The 20,728-nt window shown below is 68.1% G+C and carries 18 protein-coding genes; 13 read left to right on the top strand and 5 right to left on the bottom strand.

Features of this window, described 5'->3' with window-relative positions:
* Nucleotides 1-87: 87 nt before the first annotated feature.
* The 7 genes from H7V21_RS14800 to H7V21_RS14770 all read left to right on the top strand — a co-directional run bounded on the left by H7V21_RS14800 (nt 88) and on the right by H7V21_RS14770 (nt 8,177).
* On the top strand, nt 88-1,119 hold the full coding sequence (locus H7V21_RS14800) for a COX15/CtaA family protein (RefSeq protein WP_262503903.1): 1,032 nt from the start codon (nt 88-90) through the stop codon (nt 1,117-1,119).
* Nucleotides 1,116-1,433, top strand: coding sequence for a divalent-cation tolerance protein CutA (gene cutA, locus H7V21_RS14795; protein ID WP_188054467.1), 318 nt, complete (start codon nt 1,116-1,118; stop codon nt 1,431-1,433). Before H7V21_RS14800 ends, cutA begins: the two co-directional genes overlap by 4 nt.
* Nucleotides 1,430-2,269 carry a hypothetical protein gene (locus H7V21_RS14790; protein ID WP_188054466.1) on the top strand — a complete coding sequence of 280 codons (840 nt, stop codon included), beginning with the start codon at nt 1,430-1,432 and terminating at the stop codon, nt 2,267-2,269. Before cutA ends, H7V21_RS14790 begins: the two co-directional genes overlap by 4 nt.
* 123 nt (nt 2,270-2,392) lie before the next feature.
* On the top strand, nt 2,393-2,872 hold the full coding sequence (rplM, locus tag H7V21_RS14785; protein ID WP_188054465.1) for a 50S ribosomal protein L13: 480 nt from the start codon (nt 2,393-2,395) through the stop codon (nt 2,870-2,872).
* Nucleotides 2,872-3,405 (top strand): 30S ribosomal protein S9, encoded by a 534-nt coding sequence (gene rpsI, locus H7V21_RS14780; protein ID WP_188054464.1) that lies wholly within the window; start codon nt 2,872-2,874, stop codon nt 3,403-3,405. The genes rplM and rpsI overlap by 1 nt, the downstream gene beginning before the upstream one ends.
* 334 nt (nt 3,406-3,739) lie before the next feature.
* Nucleotides 3,740-7,231, top strand: a complete 3,492-nt coding sequence (locus H7V21_RS14775; protein ID WP_262503902.1) for an autotransporter domain-containing protein — start codon at nt 3,740-3,742, stop codon at nt 7,229-7,231.
* Between the two features lie 187 nt (nt 7,232-7,418).
* Nucleotides 7,419-8,177 (top strand): class I SAM-dependent methyltransferase, encoded by a 759-nt coding sequence (locus H7V21_RS14770; protein ID WP_188054463.1) that lies wholly within the window; start codon nt 7,419-7,421, stop codon nt 8,175-8,177.
* A 4-nt stretch (nt 8,178-8,181) separates the two neighbouring features.
* Here the strand turns inward: H7V21_RS14770 and H7V21_RS14765 are convergent, their stop codons facing one another.
* The 4 genes from H7V21_RS14765 to H7V21_RS14750 are packed head-to-tail and all read right to left on the bottom strand — an operon-like array spanning nt 8,182 to nt 11,898.
* Nucleotides 8,182-8,979: a metallophosphoesterase family protein gene (locus H7V21_RS14765; RefSeq protein ID WP_188054462.1), complete on the bottom strand. Its 798-nt coding sequence runs from the start codon at nt 8,977-8,979 to the stop codon at nt 8,182-8,184.
* Nucleotides 8,976-9,818, bottom strand: coding sequence for a diacylglycerol/lipid kinase family protein (locus tag H7V21_RS14760; protein ID WP_188054461.1), 843 nt, complete (start codon nt 9,816-9,818; stop codon nt 8,976-8,978). Before H7V21_RS14760 ends, H7V21_RS14765 begins: the two co-directional genes overlap by 4 nt.
* Before the next feature lie 56 nt (nt 9,819-9,874).
* Nucleotides 9,875-10,564 carry a UTRA domain-containing protein gene (locus H7V21_RS14755; protein ID WP_188054460.1) on the bottom strand — a complete coding sequence of 230 codons (690 nt, stop codon included), beginning with the start codon at nt 10,562-10,564 and terminating at the stop codon, nt 9,875-9,877.
* Nucleotides 10,561-11,898, bottom strand: a complete 1,338-nt coding sequence (locus H7V21_RS14750; protein WP_188054459.1) for a formimidoylglutamate deiminase — start codon at nt 11,896-11,898, stop codon at nt 10,561-10,563. The genes H7V21_RS14755 and H7V21_RS14750 overlap by 4 nt, the downstream gene beginning before the upstream one ends.
* A gap of 60 nt (nt 11,899-11,958) precedes the next feature.
* Between H7V21_RS14750 and hutI the strand changes: the two genes are divergently transcribed.
* From hutI to H7V21_RS14725, 5 genes are read left to right on the top strand one after another with little or no spacing between them, the layout of a single operon-like run.
* Nucleotides 11,959-13,176: an imidazolonepropionase gene (gene hutI / locus H7V21_RS14745; protein ID WP_188054458.1), complete on the top strand. Its 1,218-nt coding sequence runs from the start codon at nt 11,959-11,961 to the stop codon at nt 13,174-13,176.
* Entirely contained in the window at nt 13,173-14,699 is a 1,527-nt protein-coding gene (hutH, locus tag H7V21_RS14740) for a histidine ammonia-lyase (protein WP_188054457.1), read from the top strand. Before hutI ends, hutH begins: the two co-directional genes overlap by 4 nt.
* Nucleotides 14,696-15,511, top strand: a complete 816-nt coding sequence (hutG, locus tag H7V21_RS14735) for an N-formylglutamate deformylase (protein WP_188054456.1) — start codon at nt 14,696-14,698, stop codon at nt 15,509-15,511. The genes hutH and hutG overlap by 4 nt, the downstream gene beginning before the upstream one ends.
* A complete protein-coding gene (hutU, locus tag H7V21_RS14730) occupies nt 15,508-17,172 on the top strand; it encodes a urocanate hydratase (RefSeq protein WP_188054455.1) in 1,665 nt (554 codons plus the stop codon). The genes hutG and hutU overlap by 4 nt, the downstream gene beginning before the upstream one ends.
* A 41-nt stretch (nt 17,173-17,213) precedes the next feature.
* Entirely contained in the window at nt 17,214-18,470 is a 1,257-nt protein-coding gene (locus H7V21_RS14725; protein WP_188054454.1) for an alpha-hydroxy acid oxidase, read from the top strand.
* On the opposite strand, the gene H7V21_RS14720 is transcribed toward H7V21_RS14725, so the two are convergent.
* Complete coding sequence (locus H7V21_RS14720; protein WP_188054453.1) at nt 18,455-18,832, bottom strand: sensory rhodopsin transducer; 378 nt, start codon at nt 18,830-18,832, stop codon at nt 18,455-18,457. The genes H7V21_RS14725 and H7V21_RS14720 overlap by 16 nt on opposite strands.
* Before the next feature lie 105 nt (nt 18,833-18,937).
* Between H7V21_RS14720 and H7V21_RS14715 the strand changes: the two genes are divergently transcribed.
* On the top strand, nt 18,938-20,722 hold the full coding sequence (locus tag H7V21_RS14715) for a thiamine pyrophosphate-requiring protein (protein WP_188054452.1): 1,785 nt from the start codon (nt 18,938-18,940) through the stop codon (nt 20,720-20,722).
* The last annotated feature ends 6 nt before the right edge of the window (nt 20,723-20,728 follow it).

Raw genomic sequence — 20,728 nt, 5'->3', positions numbered from 1 at the left:
AGTGCAAGTTACAACATATCATTGGTCGCAAATAGGGCATCATCCTGCCGCTGGAATTTGCCTCGGACGCGGCCTAGGACGGCAGCCGTGCTCCAGCCGACTCGCCCCTCCGCCACTGCCCGCCCCCGCGCGATCGCGCACTGGCTGTTCGCCGTTGCCGCGCTGATCGTCCTGATGGTGCTGGTCGGTGGCATCACGCGCCTCACCGAATCGGGCCTGTCGATCACGGAATGGAAGCCGGTGACCGGTGCGGTACCGCCGCTCAGCGACGCCCAGTGGCAGGCCGAATTCGCCAAATACCAGCGCATTCCCGAATATCAGCTCGTCAATCAGGGCATGACGCTCGCCGAGTTCAAGACGATCTTCTTCTGGGAATATGTCCATCGGCTGCTCGGCCGGCTGATCGGCCTCGCCTTTTTCGTCCCGCTCGTCTGGTTCGCGGTGCGCAAGGCTATTCCGCAAGGCTATGGCTGGCGGCTGGGCGCGCTCTTCGCGCTCGGCGCGCTGCAGGGCGCGATCGGCTGGTGGATGGTGACTTCGGGCCTCAGCGAGCGCACCGACGTCAGCCATTTCCGACTGGCGGTCCATCTGCTCACCGCGTTGTTCATCCTCGCGGGTACGATCTGGACCGCGCTCGACCTGCTGGCGTTGCACCGCGACCCGGCGGCCCGACCGGCGCGCTTCACGCGCACCGCGGCGATCGTTTCCGGGCTGCTGTTCGTCCAATTGCTCTTCGGCGCCTTCGTGGCGGGGCTGAACGCCGGCCTCGTCGCGAACGACTGGCCGCTGATGAACGGCCGCTTCTTCCCCTCCGAGGTTCTGGAAGTGCGCGGCTTTTTCGACGCGCTCGTCAATGATCCGGCGATGGTTCACTGGATCCACCGCTGGTGGGCCTGGCTCGCAGTCGCCGGACTCGTCGTGCTCGCGCGGCATGCTCGGCGCGCGGGGTGCCGCCCCGCGTCGATCGCGCTGCACAGCGCGTTCGGCATCCAGATCCTGCTCGGCATCGCCACCGTATGGTCGAGCGTCGCGCTCGTACTGGCGGCGGCGCATCAGCTTACCGGCGCGCTGGTCGTCGCGGCCACTGCATGGGCGGCGCATGCGGCTGGCCGGCGATGAGCGATATCGCGCTCGTCTATACGACTTTCGAGAGCCATGCCGATGCGGCTGCTGCCGCCGAGGCCGTCGTCGCCGAGCGGCTTGCGGCCTGCGTTCATCTGCTCGCGTCCTGCACCTCGGTCTATCGCTGGGAAGGCGCCGTGGTTCAGGGCAGCGAAGTGCCTGCGCTGTTCAAGACGACACCCGCGCTGGTCGAACGCCTGCGAAGCCGCATCGCCGAACTCCATTCCTATGACCTGCCGGTGATCGAAGCCTGGCCCGCGGCCGCCGCCGCGGCGGTTTCGGATTGGGTCGAGGCGGAAACCGAAGGGTGAACGCACTGCTGGCGCCGCTGCTGATCGCTCAGGCAGCCGTGCCCGCCCCTGCCTTCGCGCCGCCGCTCGCCACGCCGTTCCGCATCGTCACCGAGCGCATCCAGATCGGAGGCGACCGGCAACAGCACCATCGCACCGAACGCATGCTGCGCTTCGGGCGCAACGCTCTCGGCCTCTATGCCGAAGTGACGCTGATCGCGGCGACCGCCCCTACGCCGGGCGACGCGGCCGATATGTTCGAAGCAGGCTATCGCGGACTTCTCGGCCGGACGATCGTGCTGCGGCTCGACGAGTCAGGCAACGTCAGCGAAATCGAGGATCTCGACTCGCTTTGGGAGGCCTTCTGCCGCGGCGTCGCGGCGATGGCCGCCTCGCGCCGTACCGACGCGGGTGCCGAGGAGCGCGGGGCCTTTGCGGAGCGGATCGCGGCCACGCTGCGCGCCTCGCCGATCGCCCGCCGCCGCGCCGCCTTCGCGACGCTCGTGAGCGAGGCCATTGCCAACGATGGCTTCGCCCAGCCGCATGGCATACCGCTGTCGGTCGAAGTGCCCGGCCGGACGCCGTTCGGCGGTGCCGTGACGCTGCAGGGCATACGCCGCGTCGATCGTGCCGAGGGCCTGCTCCGCAGTACGACCGAGGCCAGCGGCACGGTGCCGCTTCCGCCCGCCGCGGGCACAGCGGAAAGCGCGGTGATGACGATCGCGATCGAGCGGACCGCCGATCCCGCCACCGGGCTCCTCCGCAACGCGCGGGAGACGGTGCGCACCTCGATCGGAGAGGATGACGCACGACGCGAGCTTTCAGTCGTCAGCACCGTCCACATCGAACGGGTATGATGATACCCGTCGCGCAACCTGCACGAACGCTTGACTAATTCGCTCGCTTTCGCCAAAGCGCCTCTGATCGCGCCGCTCCTCATCGGGCGGCGCGCTGCATTTCAATCCGAGAGGTCCACGCCCATGAAGGCGCTCATGAAGACCACCAAGGCGGTCAAGCCGCACGAGGTGGAAAAGAAGTGGCACATCGTCGATGCCGACGGCCTGGTGGTCGGTCGCGCGGCGGCGATCATCGCCAATGTCCTGCGCGGCAAGCACAAGCCGAGCTTCACTCCGCACGTCGATTGCGGTGACAATGTCATCGTCATCAATGCGGACAAGGTGCGCTTCACCGGCAAGAAGCTGACGCAGAAGATGTATTATAAGCACACCGGCTACATCGGCGGCATCAAGGAAGTCCGCGCCGACAAGGTGCTGGACGGCCGCTTCCCCGAGCGCGTGCTGGAGAAGGCCATCGAGCGCATGATCCCGCGCGGCCCGCTCGGCCGTCAGCAGATGCGCAACCTGCGCATCTATGCCGGTTCGGAGCATCCGCACGAAGCGCAGAACCCCGAAGTCCTCGATATCGCGGCGATGAACCGCAAGAACAAGGTGGGCGCGTAATGACCGACAATCGCCAGTCCCTTTCCGACCTGGGCAACGTCGTCCAGGGTCAGCCGCTCGCCGCCGAAGGCGAGCAGGGCACCGAGACCACGCTGCCCTCGCCGGCTCAGTCGACCGCGCCCCTGCGCGAGCAGGAGCTCGATCAATATGGCCGCGCCTATGCCACCGGCCGCCGCAAGGATGCGGTCGCACGCGTGTGGCTGAAGCCTGGTTCGGGCAAGATCACGATCAACGGCCGCGATCAGGCGACGTATTTCGCGCGCCCCACGCTGCGCCTCGTCATCAACCAGCCGTTCGATGTCGCTGACCGCCGCGGCCAGTATGACGTCGTCTGCACCGTCAAGGGCGGCGGCCTCTCCGGTCAGGCCGGCGCAGTGAAGCACGGCATCGCTCAGGCGCTCACCCGCTACGAGCCGGCGCTGCGCAGCCCGGTCAAGGCCGCAGGCTTCCTGACGCGCGACCCGCGCGCCGTCGAGCGCAAGAAGTACGGCCGCGCCAAGGCACGCCGCAGCTTTCAGTTCTCGAAGCGCTAAGCGCTTCCCGAACGCCGAAATCCAAGGGGCGGCTCGGAAACGGGCCGCCCTTTTTCGTGCGCGCCGGATTGCGTGGCCGGAAATCCGCACCGAAGCTGCGCTTTCCGATCGAAGTGTTGCAACCGGGTGACAGGGCATCCGCTTCGTTGCGCATCTTCATCGATCGCAGAAATCCGGGAGAAATAGCCTAATCCCACATGCCTGGCCGCCGGTATTCGTTCGATCTCGCGCGCCTCGCCGCCCCGGCTATTCAGGCTTGTCTCTGAAGTACGTGAGCCATAGCCTTGGTCCACGTCGGGCAAGCCATCGCCCGGAACGAGCAACAGGGGACAAGATGATGATGTTGCAAAAGAAATCTACGGCTTCGACGCGCGCAGTGAAGACGGCTCTTCTCACTTCGGCGGCGGGACTCTGCCTGCTTGGTAGCGCCGCCCATGCGCAGTCGGGACCGGAAATGGCACAGGACGTCGCCCATGCGGGCGGCGCGAACCTGGGCGTCGAGTTCATCCACAACACGCCGCAGGCCGCCAGCATCGAAGGCGTGCAGGATCAGCCGCAGATCGTGATCACCGGTCCCGGCCAGGGCGAGACCCCCACCACGATCCGCGACACCGCGGTCGACGTCACGGGCGTCGGCATGTTCTATCGCGCCGACGGCTTCGTCTGCACCGGTACGCTGATCAATCCGCGCACCGTCATCTTCGCCGCGCATTGCGTGAACGATGTCGAGACGGAGAACTGGGGCTCGGCGACCGGCGGCATCCCGGCGGCGTTCAGCTTCCGCTCCAACGCGCTTCCCGGCTTCCAGAACTGGTTCGCGAACAACTTCGAGACCAATACCGACGTTGACGTTTACAACGTCAATCAGATCGTCTTCCATCCCGACTCGCTCGAAACGGGTTTCCTTGAGGCCGATGTCGCGATCGCCTCGCTCGATACGCCCGCGGCAAACATCCCCACTTGGGCGCTGCTCTTCTCCGCCCTGCCCGCTCCCGAATCGATCTCGCTGACGAGCGGCACCGGCTATCACGTCAAGCTGAACGGCTATGGCGGCACCGGCTACGGCGAGAATGGCGACACGCTGGGTGTCGACTTCCGCCGTCGCGCTGCCGAGAATTTCATCGGCATCCTCGGCTCGCTCGACGATCGCAACGAGTTCCTGTTCGGCTCGGGCGACGGGCTCGAGCAGAACCTCTATCAGCTCGATTTCGACTCGCCCGATCATTCGGACGCGCACGACTTCAACCTGTTCCGCGACGACGCCCTGCCGCGTGAGGCGACGACCGCAGGCGGCGATTCGGGCGGTCCGCTGATCCTCGACCAGACGTTCGACGAGGAACTGGTGATCGGCGTGCTCTCGGGCGGCAGCCGCTTCTTCGGGGCACAGCCGTTCAGCTCCTACGGCACCAGCTCCTTCTATCAGCCGCTGTATCTGTTCTGGGACTGGATCGTCGAGAACAACCCCTATCGCTATGCCACCAACGTGGCCGGCGACGGCAACTGGAGCGATCCGGATCACTGGGTCCTCGCGCTCGATCCGAACTATCGCATCCTGACGCCGGAAGGCGCGCTCGCCAACGGCGTGCCGACCAATCCGGGCGCCGGCGCCAGCGGCGACGACGACACGACCGACTTCGGCCAGATCTGCTACCAGTCGGGCTCCGTCAACGAATGCTATGATCTCGCGACCCGCACCTATTACGTGAACGACACGCCGGTTCCCGGTTCCGAGCCCGAGCCCCAGGGCGAAGGCACAGTGCGGACGCAGGTCGTCTCGCGCTTCGCGGACACGCTTGCGGCCGAGAACGAGGGCCATGGCACGCGCACGTCGATCACCGGCGTCGAGGACATCGCCTACGCTGCGGGTGACGTCACCAACATGGCGCTCCCTCCGGCAACCTTCGCCAACGGGCTTCCCGGCGGCAGCGGCTTCGTGCCGGACAATCGGGGCTATGATCCCGAGGAGGGAATCAACGCGCGCTACTTCGACGTCACGCTCGCCGCGGCGGGCACGACCACGCTGGACACCGACGTCGAGATCGACCAGCTGACGATCGCGGGCGCCGAGACCACGCTCGACATCACGGCCGGCGGCGAGCTGGTGAGCCTGATGGGCATCAGCCACGCGACCGGCATCGTGAACGTCGACGGCACGATCGGCACCTATGGCGATTACACGCTGTTCAACGGGCTGCTCACCGGCTCGGGCAATATCGTCGCGCCCTATTTCACCAGCATCATGGGCGGCATCGCACCGGGCACCATGGGCACCACGGGCACGCTCAATCTCTACGGCAATGCGATTCTGGCCTCGGCCAGCACGCTGCTGATCGACGTTGGCGCGAACGGCGTCTCGGACCTCTTCGCCGTCCATGCAGTCGATGAGGAAGAGGATTACGGCACGATCGAAGCAGAGGGCATGGCCTCGATCGGCGGCACGCTCGCGATCGCGCCGGTGTCGGGCTATCTCGTCCGTGACGGCGACACCTATACGGTGCTGACCGCCGAGGGCGGAATTTCGGGCACGTTCGACGAAGCGCTTTCGATCAGCGCGATCCTGACGCCGCAGGTAAGCTACACCGCCAACTCGGTGCTGGTGGAGATCGAAGCGGGCAGCTACGCCGACGTCATCGACAGCTCGTCGCCGGTCCAGAGCGCCTATGCGCAGCTGCTCAATCAGAACCGCACGCAGTACGGCGAATACTCCGAGCTGTACGGCACGCTCGACGTGCAGAACGCCGAGACGATCCGCACCACGCTCCAGGGCTTCGCCCCCCAGGCGCAGACGCTCACCGGTTTCGCCGGCGTGGCTGCCGTCAACGTGCTGACGCAGTTCAACAGCGAACGGATCGCCGGGCTCGATCCGAGCAGCTCGGGCGGTTCGCTGACGATGATCGGCCGACCGATCGAAATGGCGGCGCTCAGCGCACGCGGTTTCGGCGCCACCGACATCCGCAGCGACGCGAACCAGGACATCGTGCAGGAGAATGTCCTGCCCGACAACGTCAGCGTCTTCGTCGCCGGCGGTTATATCGACGGTGACAGCGCCGGAATGGCCGGCGTGTCGGCCGAGCGGAACCAGTTCGATGGCTGGTTCGCCGCGGCCGGCGTCGAGGCACGGCTCGACGACACCAGCATGATCGGTTTCTCGGTCTCCTATGCCGATATCGACGGATCGGTGGGCGGCGCGCCGCAAACCTCCGAAGGGCAGCTCTATCAGGGCAGCCTCTACGGCAAGGTCATGATGGAAAGCGGCCTCACCTTCGATGCGCAGATCAGCGCCGGCGCCTTCGACACGCGCAGCATCCGCAACGTCGCGGTGCCGGGCGGCGGCTACACGCTGCGCGCCGAGGACACTGCCTTCGTCTTCACCAGCGAAGTGGGTATCGGCAAGAGCTTCGATCTCGGCGCGCTCTCGGTCGGGCCGCGCGCCTCGATCCGGGCAAGCGAGATCCAGTTCACGCCAACCGCGGAAACCGGCGGCGGTCCGGCGCTGCAGTATGATCTGGGCACCTTCGAGAGCCTTCAGGCGCGTGCCGGTGCGATGCTGCAGGGCAAGACCGGCATGATCCGGCCGTACCTGAGCGCAAACTATGTCCACGATTTTGAAGAGCGCCCGGCGGCGTTCGGTGCGAATTTCGTGGGCGGCGTCGGCCCGAACGCGATCTTCGCGCTTGCGGGCACCGATCAGGATTGGGCGGAAATCGCCGGCGGCGTGACGGTTTCGACCGGCAACGTCGACCTGTCGGTCTCCGCGCAGACCACGATCGAGCGCGAGGACGTCGAGGCACAGAACTATCGCGGATCGGTCACCTTCCGCTTCTGATCCATTCTGCGAAACGGGAACGGGGTCGTCCTTCGGGGCGGCCCCTTTTTCGTGCCTGCGGGGCGCACCGTCGAATTTCGGTTGACGCGGCGGGACGCGAGTGGTCTCGCACGCCGCTTCGGGAATTGCTCGGGCGCTCGGTTTGCAGCACCGTCACGAGCACCGGATTGCGAGGGAGAGCGACTGCATGACGTCCCGCGAGGCGACTTCCTATCTGCCACTGTCCGACGATGCCTTGTGGCCGGAAGACGTCGAGCGCACCGCGTCGGATTGGGCGCACGTCCTGGCGTTCGGCGCGATCGGCTGGCCGTGGCTCGCGCGCAGTCTTTCGGGCGGATCGAAGCGCGCGAAGCGCGAGTTGCTCGAGCGGCTCGATCTCGCGCCCGATGCGCTGCCGAACCTTGGAAGCTGGAAGGCCGATACCGGCTTCCTCACGCTGATCGTCGATCACATTCTCGAGCGGAAGCCCGAAACCGTCGTCGAGCTGGGCGCCGGCGCCTCCAGCCTGGTGATCGGCAAGGCGCTTCAGAAGAGCAGCGGCAGCGGCAGCGGTCAGCTCATCAGCTGCGATCAGCACGCGGATTTCGTCGCCGCGACGCACGAATGGCTGCGCGAGAACGGTGTCGAGGCCGATCTGCGCGCCACGCCGTTCCGCCGTCCGCCCGGCGACTGGCCAGGCGTCTGGTACGACCATGGCCCGTTGCCGCCGCAGATCGACCTGCTGATCGTCGATGGCCCGCCCTGGACGATCCATCCCTATGTGCGCGGTGCCGCCGAAAGCCTGTTCGATCGGATGCCGGTGGGCGGCACGGTGATGCTGGACGACGCGGCACGCCCGGGCGAGCGCGTCGTCGCGCGCCGTTGGCGGCGGCGCTGGCCGAACTTCGAGTTCAAGCTGGTCAACAAGGGCACCAAGGGCACGCTGATCGGCACCCGGCTGCGCTGAGCGCTCAGGCGTTGGCCGCGCGGCGCTCGTCGCCGGTCACCGGCACTTCCGCGCCTTCGCGCTCCGGATGGGCCTCGTTCATGAAGCGCGCGACCGTTTCGAAGCTGCGCCCCTCGATCCGGATCTCGTTGAACGAGGGCGGGTGCTCGCGCACCCGCTCGGAAAGCGTGCCCGCTCCCACCAGGCGGATCGGCTTGCCCTCCACATGCCGCTCGATGTCGAACGGATCATGGACGTGGCCGGTCAGCACCGCGTCGGCACCGGCGGTGGCGAGCGCCTCCAGCGCCTGCCGACCCCGACGCGTGCGCGAGGTCGCCTGGGTGTCCGCCTCCACCAGCGGATGATGACAGGCGACGAACACCAGCTCGTCCTTCGGCAGCGATTCGACGATCGACAGCGATTTCTGCAACGCGCGCGTACTCACGCGGCCCTTCGACCAGTTGAGCCGGAACTGGAAGCGCGCGGTCGTCTTCAGCGGAACGATCGCCACCCCCTTCAGGTCGAGCGGCTTCTCGATCATGTCCTCGACCGCGCGATACCGGCGATACGGCCTGAAGAAGCGGGCGAAGAGATCGAAATAGGGAAGATCGTGATTGCCCACTTCCACCGTCGTCGGCCGGTCGAGGCTCCGCAGCCATTCCGCTGCGGCGGCGAACTCGTGAGAACGCGCGCGCATCGTCAGGTCGCCGGTCACGATCACGGCATCGGGCTGCTCCTCGCGCGTCCTATGAGCGAACCAGTCGAGCGCTTCGCGATCCTCGGCCCCGAAATGGATGTCGCTGACGTGGAACAGGCGGATCATTCGGCGCTCTCCTGACGCGTGGCGATAAAGCCGGGGAGGCTCTTGCCGCTCGTGATGACGACACGCGGCTCCAGCGTCTCCGGTTCTCCATCGAACAAGGCAAGTACCGGCCGTGTTCCCCGAACGCGCAAGTGATCTGTGCGCGTGTGGGTCACCGCACGGGCCGCCACCCAGTCGCCGGTCAGCCAGTCCCAGCCGAGTTCGACGATTGAGCTCCAGTCGTGCGCGTCGATCCCATCGACTTCGAGACCGCTAGGATCGGGCTTCACGAACACCGCCTGATAACCGGCGCGCAGATCGGGCGCGCCATAGACCCGCACTCCGTGCCCCCCGAAGGTCTTGCGCCAGGCGAATCGGACCGCCCGCCAGAGCCGCGCCAGGCGATGCGCGCGCATCTCCTCGCGCGCGCGAAACCAGTGCGCCGCCGGCCCCAGGATCAGGCCGACGAAGGCGCGGTGCGGGCCCGCCTCGACGAACGGCAGCGCAACGCGCCGGTCGCAGACATGCGCGGCATGGACGATCTTGTGCGGATCGGTCTCGTTGCCGTGCAGCTCCTTCGCCAGCAGGTTCATCGTGCCGCCCGGCAGGATCAGAAAGGCGCCTTCCCAGCGCCCGAGCTTGCACAGCGCGGCGTTGATCGTCCCGTCTCCGGCGAACAGCACCACCGTGTCGACGCCCGCGGCGTCGAGCTGCGCCCCGTCGGGCAGATCGTCGTCGGGAAACTGGGTGCGACCGGCGAGCACCAGTCCGCGCTCCTCGAACACGGCCTCGAGCGCCTCGCATTTTTCGCGAGTCGCCGTGCCGGAAAGGTGATTTGTGACGAACCAGAGCTTCTGCATCGTCCCGCCCAACGCGCGAATACCGAAATCGGCGCAACGCGCGCGAGATGGCGGCGCTACTCCGACGCGAACGTCTCCACCAGATCATAGCGATCGCCGGGGAAGGTCTGCCGAACATAGGTCACCGGCCGATCGCCGCGCCACGTCCAGCGCTCGATCTGAAGACAGGCGCTCCCCCGCGCGATTTCCAGTGCCGCAGCCGTGGCCGGGCTCGCGCCGACGGCGCGCACGCGATGCCGGGCGTCGCTCCAGGGCACGTTCACGAGCAGCCAGCTGCCCGGCGCAACGTCGGCGAACTCCGCCGCCTCGGCAGCGGGCACGCTGGCGCAGTCGATCCAGCGCTGTTCCCAGCCGAACGGAGCAGCGGCGGCATGATGGATGCCGCACACCGCCAACCAGCGGTCGCCGCGCCCGTCGGTCACATCGGCGGGGAGCTCCGCATCTTCCTCGCGCCCGAGCAACTGCCAGCGATGCGGTTCGCCGCGTTCGGCCAGCAGCGCGGCGATGTCCGGCACGCCCACGACCGCCGAGCGAACCTGCGGCTGCGCGACGAACGAGCCGGCCCGTCGTCGCCGCTCAATCAGCCCCTCGCGCGCCAGCCGCGTCAGCGCCTTGTTCGCCGTCGCGCGCGCGCAGCCGTAGCGGGTGGCCAGTTCGGCCTCGAACGGGATACGCTGACCCGGCAGCCATGCGCCCGATCGGATGCGGCCTTCGATATCGCGCCGGATCCGCTCCTCGATCGTCATGCGTCGAGCAGCCGCCCCAGCGTCGCGGCATAGCGCGCGCGGATCGCCTCGCGGCGGAGGTGGCGACCGCCCGCGACTAGCTTCGCGCCGCCGCGCCACACGCAGTCGATCGCTCCGCGCCCGGCGAAGATCCACCCATCGAGCAGCGCGTCGCCCGACCGCCCGATCAGAGCGGGATCGCCGGCATCGAGCGCAACGATGTCCGCCGCCTGCCCCTCCGCCAGCCCCGCCGGCGCGCCGAGCGCGGCCGCGCCGCCCGAAAGCGCGGCTCGAAACAGCGCTGCGCCGCTCCCCAGCACGCAGCGCTGCCGCCGCGTCAGCCGCTGGCCATATTCGAGCAGCCGCAGTTCCTCGGCGGCGTCGATCCGCACGTTCGAATCGCTGCCCACGCCGATCGCGCCGCCCTCCGCCAGATATTCCGCCGCCGGAAAGATGCCGTCGCCGAGGTTCGCCTCGGTGATCGGGCACAGCCCCGCCACTGCGCCGGACCGCCCGAGCGCGGAGCGCTCGTCAGGCGTCACATGCGTGGCGTGCACCAGGCACCAGCGTTCATCGACCGGCACCGCGTCGAGCAGCCACTCGACCGGCCGCCGTCCGCTCCAGGCGACACAATCCTCCACTTCGCGCAGCTGTTCGGCGATGTGGATGTGCACCGGCCCGTCGGGGCACAGCGGCAGCAGCGCCCGTAGCGCGTCCGGCGTGACGGCGCGCAGGCTGTGCGGCGCAATTCCCACCCGCGCGTCCGGCAGCGTCGCCACGGCGGCACGCGCGCCCTCCAGCAGCCGGCCATAGCCGTCGATGTCGCTGATGAAGCGGCGCTGCGCCGCCCCCGGGGCCGCACCGCCGAACCCGCCATGCGCGTAGAAGACCGGCAGCAGCGTCAGCGCGATTCCGCTCGTCTCGGCCGCTGCGGCGATTCGCTCGGCCATCTCGGCGGATGCGTCGTAGCGCCTGCCCTCCGGATCGTGATGCAGATAGTGAAACTCGCCGACGCGCGTGAACCCCGCTTCGAGCATCTCGGCAAAGGCGAGCGCGGCGATCGCCTCGACGTCTTCGGGCGTCAGCCGGTCGAGGAAGCGGTACATCAGCTCGCGCCAGCCCCAGAAATCGTCCCCCTCGCCGCGCCGCGCCTCGGCCAGCCCCGCCATCGCCCGCTGAAAGGCGTGGCTGTGGAGGTTGGGGAGACCGGGAACACCGATCGCGCACCGTTCGGCGCCTTCGCCGGGCCGCGTGCCGCACACCAGCGTGGCGATCCGCCCGCGCTCCAGCGTGACCGTAACGCCGCGCTCCCAGGCATCTCCGACCAACGCCGTTTCGAACCATAGCGCGCGCATGCCGCACCTCCCGTCAAATATGTCTAGACATATTCGCGCGAGTGGCCAAGTCTGTCGCATATGGCCTCCGACGAGTCTCCCCGCTGCGACCGGATGTGGCACGGCGCGCGACTGCTCCCGCTGACTGCTGACGGTGCGCGCGCGATCGACGACGGCATCGTCGCCGCACGCGACGGGCGGATCGTCTATGCCGGCCCTGCGGCAGAGGCGCCGCCGCTCGACGCGGCCGAACGCATCGCCTGCGACGGCCGCTGGATCACGCCCGGCCTGATCGACTGCCACACCCATCTCGTGCACGCGGGCAACCGTGCCGGCGAATTCGAAGCACGGCTCGAAGGCGCCAGCTATGAGGAGATCGCCCGGAACGGAGGCGGCATCCGATCGACGATGACGGCAACCCGCGCCGCAAGCGAGGCCGATCTGGTCGCGCAGAGCCTGCCGCGGCTCGACGCGTTGCTCGCCGAAGGAGTTACCACGGTCGAGATCAAGTCAGGCTACGGCCTCACCCTCGACGACGAGGCGAAGATGCTGCGCGCGGCCCGGGCACTTGGCGAGACGCGCCGCGTTCGTGTGCGCACCACCTTCCTCGGCGCCCATGCGCTTCCGCCCGAATTCGAAGGCGACGCCGACGATTATGTCGCCCATGTCTGTGAGACGATGCTTCCCGCGATCGCGCAGGCCGGGCTTGCCGACGCCGTCGATGTCTTCTGCGAAGGGATCGGCTTCACTCCCGCGCAGACCGACCGCATCTTCGCTGCCGCCGCCGGTCACGGCTTGCCGGTGAAGCTCCACGCCGAACAACTGTCGAACCAGCACGGCGCCGCGCTTGCCGCCCGCCACGGCGCCCTCTCCGCCGATCACCTCGAGCATCTCGACGCCGAGGGGGTCGCCGCCATGGCCCGCGCCGGTACGGTCGCGACGCTGCTTCCCGGAGCCTTTTACTTCATGCGTGAAACCAAGCTGCCCCCGATCGAGGCGCTGCGCGCGGCGCGCGTGCCGATCGCGCTCGCCACCGATTGCAATCCCGGAACCTCGCCGCTCACCTCGCTGCTGCTCGCGATGAACATGGGCGCGACGCTGTTCCGTCTCACCGTCGAGGAGTGCCTCGCCGCCGTGACTCGGAACGCCGCCCGGGCGCTCGGCCTGCACGAAGTCACGGGCTCGCTGGAAACCGGCAAGGCATGCGATCTTGCCATCTGGAACGTCGATACGCCCGCCGATCTCGTCTATCGCATCGGCTTCAATCCGCTGCACACGCGCGTGGTGGCGGGCGCATGAGCGGTCTCCAGATCAAACCTGGCGCCGTTCCGCTGGCCGATTGGCGGGCGATCTATCGCGGTGCGGTGCCCGGGCTTCGCTCCGACGCACAGGCGGCGATCGCCTCGGGCGCGCGCGCCGTCGCGGCGATCATCGATCGGCACGAACCGGTTTATGGGATAAACACCGGCTTCGGCAAGCTCGCCAGCATCCGCATCGGCGACGAGGATCTCGAGATACTCCAGCGCAACATCGTGCTCAGCCATGCCGCCGGAGTCGGCGCGCCCGTTCCCGCCGCGATCGTGCGGCTGATGCTGGCGCTCAAGCTCGCCAGTCTTGCGCAGGGCATCTCGGGCGTGCGCACCGAAACCACTGCGCTGCTGGCGGCGATGCTCGACCGGGATCTGCTGCCGGTGATCCCCGGCCAGGGTTCGGTCGGCGCCAGCGGCGATCTCGCCCCGCTTGCGCATATGGCGGCGGCAATGATCGGCGCGGGCGAGGTGACGTGGCAGGGGCGCACGCTTCCCGCCGCCGAAGGGCTGCGCGCCGCCGGGCTCGAACCGCTCACGCTCGGGCCGAAGGAAGGGCTCGCGCTGCTCAACGGCACGCAATTCTCCTGCGCCCATGCGCTTGCCGCGCTGTTCGAGGCCGAACGGCTGTTCCAGTCGGCGCTCGTCACCGGCGCGCTTTCCACCGAAGCCGCCAAAGGCTCGGACACGCCGTTCGACGGGCGTATCCATCATGCCCGCGGCCATCGCGGCCAGATCGAGAGCGCGGCGGCGCTGCGCACGCTGATGGCCGGCTCGGCGATCCGCGACTCGCATCGCGAGGCGGACGAGCGCGTCCAGGATCCCTATTGCCTGCGCTGCCAGCCGCAGGTGATGGGCGCCTGCCTCGACTTGCTGCGCCAGGCCGCGGCCACGCTGGCGATCGAGGCGAACGGCGTCACCGACAATCCGCTCGTCTTCGCCGAGACGGGGGAGGCGCTGTCGGGCGGCAATTTCCACGCCGAGCCGGTGGCCTTCGCGGCCGACATGATCGCGATGGCGCTGTGCGAGATCGGCAGCCTTGCCGAGCGGCGCGTGGCGATGCTCGTCGATCCGGCGCTCTCGGGCCTCCCTGCCTTTCTCACGCCGCGCCCGGGGCTGAACTCGGGGTTCATGATCCCGCAGGTGACTGCGGCCGCGCTCGTCTCGGAGAACAAGCAGCAGGCCTATCCCGCCAGCGTCGATTCGATCCCCACCTCGGCCAATCAGGAGGATCATGTTTCGATGGCGGCGCACGGCAGCCGGCGGCTGATCGGAATGGCGGCGAATCTCGCGAACATCCTGGGTATCGAGCTGCTCGCCGCGGCGCAGGGCTGCGATTTCCATGCGCCGCTGCTATCGAGCGACGCGCTGGAGCGCACGCGCGCCTGCCTTCGCGGGCGCGTGCCGCACCTCGCGGATGATCGCCATTTCGCGCCCGATATCGCCGAGGCGACTGCGCTGGTGCGCAGCGGCGCGCTGCTGGAGGGCCTGTCCCTGCCCGGAGTGACCGAATGAGCGCGGACTGGCTCGACATCACGCGCGGCGATGCGCCGCTGATCGTGTCGATCCCGCACGCCGGAATCGACATTCCGGATGATATCGCGCGCGATCTCGTGTCGGTGGAGCGTGCGCGGCGCGACGCGGACCTCCATGTCGATCGGCTCTATTCAATCGCGCGGGAGTTCGGCGCGACGATCGTCCGCACCGCGATTTCGCGCACCGTCGTCGACGTGAACCGCATGCCCGACGGCGAAACGCTCTACCCCGGCCAGTTCACCACCGGCCTCTGCCCCGCCGTCACCTTCGATGGCGAGCCTTTGTACCTGCCGGGCCGCGAACCGGATGAAGCCGAGATCGAGCGCCGCCGCGCCGCCTGGTACCAGCCCTATCATGACGCGTTGCGTGCCGAGGTCGATCGGCTGCGCGGCGGGCACCCGCGGCTCGTGCTCTATGACGCCCATTCGATCCGCAGTGTCGCGCCCAAGCTGTTCGGGGGCGAGCTGCCGCATTTCAACATCGGCACCAACGACGGGCGCTCCTGCGCCCCCGGCCTGACGCAGGCGGTCGAACAGGCCTGCGACGCAAGCGACTTCACGCGCGTGACGAACGGGCGGTTCAAGGGCGGCTGGATCACGCGCCACTATGGCTGGCCGCGCGCCGAACGGGTGCACGCGATCCAGATGGAGCTCGCGATGCGGACCTATCTCGATGAGGTGCCGGCGGCCGAGTGGCCGCCGCAATGGGATACGACGCGCGCCGAGCCCTGCCGCGACGTGCTGCGCCGGGTACTCGCCGCCTGCATCGACTTCACCGGGGAAAAGCAATGAGCCGCACCGACAACAGCCGCCGCATCCGCGCGCCGCGCGGCCCGCGCCTCTCGGCGAAGAGCTGGCTCACCGAGGCGCCGCTGCGGATGCTGATGAACAACCTCGACGCCGAAGTGGCCGAGGCGCCCGAGAGCCTGGTCGTCTATGGCGGCATCGGCCGCGCCGCTCGCGATTGGGAGAGTTTCGACCGGATCGTCGCGGCGCTCCAGCGGCTCGAAGGCGACGAGACGCTGCTCGTTCAGTCGGGCAAACCGGTCGGCGTCTTCCGCACCCACGCCGATGCGCCGCGCGTCCTGATCGCCAACTCCAATCTTGTGCCCAAATGGGCGGACTGGGAGCATTTCAACGCGCTCGATCGCAAGGGGCTGATGATGTACGGCCAGATGACAGCCGGCTCGTGGATCTACATCGGCAGCCAGGGCATCGTTCAGGGTACCTACGAAACCTTCGCCGAAATGGGCCGCCGGCATTATGGCGGCGACTGGTCGGGCAAGTGGATCCTCACGGCGGGCCTCGGCGGCATGGGCGGCGCCCAACCGCTTGCCGCGACCATGGCCGGCGCCTCGTGCCTCGCGATCGAATGCCAGCCGAGCCGGATCGAGATGCGGCTGCGGACCCGCTATCTCGATCGCTCGGCGTCGAGCATCGACGAAGCGCTGGAGATCATCCGCAGCTCGGATCGCCCGGTCTCCGTCGGCCTGCTCGGCAATGCCGCCGAAGTGCTCCCCGAACTCGTCCGCCGCGGCGTGCGACCCGATGCGGTCACCGACCAGACCTCGGCGCATGATCCGCTCAACGGCTATCTCCCGATCGGCTGGACGCTCGATCAATGGGCGGAAAGACGCGAAACGGCGCCCGCCGAAGTCGAAGCCGCCGCGCGCAAGTCGATGGCGGTGCATGTCGAGGCGATGCTCGCCTTCCACCGCATGGGTATCCCCACCGTGGATTACGGCAACAACATCCGCCAGGTGGCGAAGGACGAAGGCGTGGCGGATGCCTTCGCCTTCCCCGGCTTCGTCCCGGCCTATGTCCGCCCGCTGTTCTGCCGCGGCATCGGCCCGTTCCGCTGGGCGGCGCTCTCGGGCAATCCCGAGGACATTCATCGCACCGACGCGAAGGTGAAGGAGCTGCTGCCGCATGACGCGCACCTCCACAATTGGCTCGACATGGCGCGCGATCGCATCGCCTTTCAGGGGCTGCCCGCGCGCATCTGCTGGGTGGGCCTCGGCGATCGCCACCGGCTCGGCCTCGCCTTCAACGCGATGGTGGCGAACGGCGAGCTCGAGGCGCCGGTGGTGATCGGCCGCGACCATCTCGACAGCGGCTCGGTCGCCAGCCCCAACCGCGAGACCGAAGCGATGCGCGACGGCTCCGACGCGGTTTCGGACTGGCCGCTGCTCAACGCGCTGCTCAACACCGCCGGCGGCGCGACCTGGGTGTCGCTGCATCACGGCGGCGGCGTCGGCATGGGCTATTCGCAGCACGCCGGGATGGTAATCGTCGCCGACGGCACGCCCGAGGCCGCGCGCCGGCTGGAGCGCGTGCTGTGGAACGACCCCGCCTCGGGAGTGATGCGCCACGCCGACGCGGGCTATCCGGAGGCGCTCGATTGCGCGGCGGAGCACGGGCTCGACCTGCCGGGGATCGTCGGCGCCCGCTAGGCGCGGAACCGCGAGGGCGCATCCGCGCGTTGGTCGCGTCGATGGCCGCATCGCACCGCCACGATCTCGCGCAGCTGAACGGCACGCCGCGCCGCCGGCTCTACACCGGCGCCGATCTCGCCCGCGCCCGCACGATCGAGGACCTCCGCGCCCGTGCGCATCGCAAGATGCCGCGCTTCGTCCTCGAATATCTCGAAGCCGGCGCGGGCGAGGAAACGACTCTCGAGCGCGAGCGCGACGCCTTGGCCGAATGGCGCTTCCTGCCGCGCACGCTGACCGACGAGAGCGAGCGCGATGTGCACGGCACGCTGCTCGGCACGCGCGCCGCAATGCCGCTCGCGGTGGCGCCTACCGGCCTCAACGGCATCTTCCGCCGCCACGGCGACCTGGCGCTTGCCGAAGGCGCCGCACGGGCGGGCGTGCCGTTCGTCCAGAGCACCATGTCGAACGATCGCATGGAGGATGTCGCGCGCGTCCCGAACCTGCGCCACTGGTGGCAGCTCTATGTCTTCGGCGGCGAGGAGGTCTGGCAGTCGCTGGTCGACCGCGCCGATGCCGCCGGATGCGAGGCGCTGGTGCTCACCACCAACGCGCAGCTGTTCGGCCGCCGCGAATGGTATGCCCGCACCCGCGCGACCAAGACGCGGCCCTCGCTTGCCACGCTGGCCAACGCGGCGCGCCACCCGCAATGGACGCTGCGCACCTTCAGCCACGGCATGCCCGCCTTCGTGAACGTGCGCGATCATGTGCCGAAGGATCGGCGCGGCTTCTTCGACAGCGCCTTCTGGATCCGCGAGCACATGCCCAAGGCGCTCTCCTGGGATATGGTCGCGAAGATCCGCGACCGCTGGAAGCGACCGTTCCTCCTCAAGGGGTTGCTCCATCCCGACGACGTCCGTCTAGCTCTCGACGCGGGAGTGGACGGCGTGATCCTCGGCAGCCACGGCGGCCGCCAGGCGGAGTCGTCGGTTTCCGCGCTCGACGTGATCGCCCCCGCCCGCGCGATCGTCGGCGATCGGATCGCGCTCTACATGTCGGGCGGAATCCGCCGCGGATCGGACATTCTGAAGGCGCTCGCGCTCGGCGCCGACGCGGTGCTCGCCGGACGCGCACCCCTTTATGGCCTGTGCGCAGGCGGCGCCGACGGCGTGCACCGCGCGCTCGAGATCCTGCGCGACGAGATGCGGAACGAACTGGGCCAGATCGGCGCGCCCTCGCTGGCGCATCTCGGGCGCGAGATGCTGGTGCGGACCGACTCGCTGCCGCTCCCGTCCGAGGCCGCTCAGCCGGCGGGATAGGCCATGGTCGTCATCAGCGCGATCTCGGCGGCGCGGCTGTCGAGCCGCGTATGCTGCACCACTACGGCCACATCGCTCTCGATCACGCTGGCATAGCTTTTTCCCACCGGCACCGGCTCGGGATCATCGAGGTCGTTGAACCGCAGGTGCAGCGTCCGCCGCGCCTGCACGGTCACACGATAGGGTCCGGCCGGCTCGCGATCGGTGAAGAACAAGGTCAGCGTCACCTGCGCATCCGTGTCGCCGCTGTTGAGGATACAGGCAGCCTCGTGGCTCATCAGCGCGTGATCCGCCCCGGCCATGCTGCCGTCGGGAAGATAGCCTTCCGCGATCACCCAGCGCGTCCTTCCGATCGCCTCCATCCTTGATCTCCATCGATACCAACCGGGAAGCGGAACGCGCACGCGCGCAACCCGTTACCAAACAGACAGCACGGAAACCGGAGCAATCTTTCGAGGAGGCGCATCATGGCGCAGACGGTCGGCGATTACGTGTGGGAACGCCTGCACGAATGGGGCGTGCGGCGCATTTTCGGCTATCCCGGCGATGGCATCAACGGACTGCTCGGCGGGCTCGACCGCGCCGGCGACAAATTCGATTTCGTCCAGGCGCGGCACGAGGAGATGGCCGCCTTCATGGCCTCCGCCCATGCCAAGTTCACCGGCGAGCTGGGCGTGTGCCTCGCGACTTCCGGGCCCGGCGCCTCGCATCTGCTGACCGGCCTCTATGACGCGCGGATGGATCACATGCCGGTGCTCGCGATCGTCGGTCAGCAGGCGCGCACCGCGGTCGGCGCGCATTATCAGCAGGAACTCGACATGACGTCGATGTTCAAGGACGTAGCGGGCGCCTTCACCGGCTATGCGATGGCGCCGGCGCAGGTCCGCCACCTGATCGACCGGGCGGTGCGGATCGCGCTCGGCCAGCGCCGGGTGACTGCGCTCGTCTTTCCGAACGATCTTCAGGAACTCGAGATGGAACAGCCGCCGCGCAGCCATGGCGCGGTCTTCTCGGGAGTCGGCTGGTCGGCCCCGCGCGTCGTTCCCGAACCGACGGACCTTCAGCGCGCCGCCGACGTGCTCAATTCGGGCGAGAAAGTCGCGATGCTGGTCGGCGCCGGTGCCGGCAACGCCGCCGATGCAGTGATCGCCGTGGCCGACAAGCTCGGCGCGGGCTCGGCGAAGGCGCTGCTCGGCAAGGATGTCCTTCCCGACGACCTGCCCTGGGTCACCGGCTCGATCGGACTCCTCGGCACCAAGCCGAGCTGGAATCTGATGATGGAATGCGACACGCTGCTGATGCTCGGTTCGGGTTTCCCCTATTCCGAATTCCTCCCCAAGGAGGGTCAGGCGCGCGGCGTGCAGGTGGATATCGATCCCGGCATGCTCTCGATCCGCTATCCGATGGAAGTCAATCTCACCGGCGATGTGCGCTCCACGCTCGAGGCGCTGCTGCCGCTGCTCGAGGAAAAGACCGACCGAAGCTGGCGGGAGGACATCGCCGAGTGGAACGAGGACTGGCGCAAGACTCTTCACGACCGCGCGATGGTGGATGCCAATCCGGTCAATCCGCAGCGCGTCTTCACAGAACTCAACACGCGGCTTCCCGATGACGTGATTCTCACCAGCGACAGCGGAAGCTGCGCCAACTGGTATGCGCGCGACCTGATGATGCGGCGCGGGATGCGCGGGTCGCTTTCGGGCGGGCTCGCCTCGATGGGCGCGGGCGTTCCCTATGCGATCGCGGCCAAGTTTGCCCATCCCACGCGCCCGGTGATCGCGAGCGTCGGTGATGGCGCGATGCAGATGAACAACATGGCGGAGCTGATCACCGTATCGAAATACTGGCACAAATGGGCCGATCCGCGCTTCATCGTGCTTGTCCTCAATAACGAGGATCTCAATCAGGTGACGTGGGAACAGCGCGTCATGGAGGGAAATCCGAAGTTCGAAGCCACGCAGACCATTCCCGATGTGCCCTATCACCGCTTCGCCGAGCTGATCGGACTGCGCGGAATCTATGTCGACGATCCCGCCGAGCTCGGCGACGCCTGGGACCAGGCGCTCGCCTCCGATCGGCCGGTGGTGGTCGAGGTCAAGACCGACCCCGAGGTCCCGCCTCTTCCGCCGCACATCACGCTGGAGCAGGCCAAGGCCTTCACCAGCATGTTCTTCAAGGGCGATCCCAATCAGGGGTCGGTGCTGAAGGGCAGCGCCAAGCAGGTTCTCGCCAACGTCTTCGCGAAGGACTGATCGGCG

The sequence above is a fragment of the Sphingosinithalassobacter sp. CS137 genome (genome assembly GCF_014334115.1).
In the GTDB taxonomy this organism is placed as follows: domain Bacteria; phylum Pseudomonadota; class Alphaproteobacteria; order Sphingomonadales; family Sphingomonadaceae; genus Sphingomonas.
The sequence above is the reverse complement of the archived record's forward strand: the minus strand, read 5'-3'. Positions and strand labels throughout refer to the sequence as shown.

What these genes read in the sequence shown, in the direction of transcription:
- H7V21_RS14770 (WP_188054463.1), top strand. Translation starts at nt 7,419, where the DNA reads ATGACGTCCCGCGAGGCGACTTCCTATCTGCCACTGTCCGACGATGCC.
- hutU (WP_188054455.1), top strand. Translation starts at nt 15,508, where the DNA reads ATGAGCCGCACCGACAACAGCCGCCGCATCCGCGCGCCGCGCGGCCCG.
- rpsI (WP_188054464.1), top strand. Translation starts at nt 2,872, where the DNA reads ATGACCGACAATCGCCAGTCCCTTTCCGACCTGGGCAACGTCGTCCAG.
- H7V21_RS14775 (WP_262503902.1), top strand. Translation starts at nt 3,740, where the DNA reads ATGATGATGTTGCAAAAGAAATCTACGGCTTCGACGCGCGCAGTGAAG.
- H7V21_RS14725 (WP_188054454.1), top strand. Translation starts at nt 17,214, where the DNA reads ATGGCCGCATCGCACCGCCACGATCTCGCGCAGCTGAACGGCACGCCG.
- H7V21_RS14765 (WP_188054462.1), bottom strand. Translation starts at nt 8,979, where the DNA reads ATGATCCGCCTGTTCCACGTCAGCGACATCCATTTCGGGGCCGAGGAT.
- hutI (WP_188054458.1), top strand. Translation starts at nt 11,959, where the DNA reads ATGGCCTCCGACGAGTCTCCCCGCTGCGACCGGATGTGGCACGGCGCG.
- cutA (WP_188054467.1), top strand. Translation starts at nt 1,116, where the DNA reads ATGAGCGATATCGCGCTCGTCTATACGACTTTCGAGAGCCATGCCGAT.
- H7V21_RS14755 (WP_188054460.1), bottom strand. Translation starts at nt 10,564, where the DNA reads ATGACGATCGAGGAGCGGATCCGGCGCGATATCGAAGGCCGCATCCGA.
- hutG (WP_188054456.1), top strand. Translation starts at nt 14,696, where the DNA reads ATGAGCGCGGACTGGCTCGACATCACGCGCGGCGATGCGCCGCTGATC.
- rplM (WP_188054465.1), top strand. Translation starts at nt 2,393, where the DNA reads ATGAAGGCGCTCATGAAGACCACCAAGGCGGTCAAGCCGCACGAGGTG.
- H7V21_RS14715 (WP_188054452.1), top strand. Translation starts at nt 18,938, where the DNA reads ATGGCGCAGACGGTCGGCGATTACGTGTGGGAACGCCTGCACGAATGG.
- H7V21_RS14750 (WP_188054459.1), bottom strand. Translation starts at nt 11,898, where the DNA reads ATGCGCGCGCTATGGTTCGAAACGGCGTTGGTCGGAGATGCCTGGGAG.
- H7V21_RS14720 (WP_188054453.1), bottom strand. Translation starts at nt 18,832, where the DNA reads ATGGAGGCGATCGGAAGGACGCGCTGGGTGATCGCGGAAGGCTATCTT.
- H7V21_RS14760 (WP_188054461.1), bottom strand. Translation starts at nt 9,818, where the DNA reads ATGCAGAAGCTCTGGTTCGTCACAAATCACCTTTCCGGCACGGCGACT.
- hutH (WP_188054457.1), top strand. Translation starts at nt 13,173, where the DNA reads ATGAGCGGTCTCCAGATCAAACCTGGCGCCGTTCCGCTGGCCGATTGG.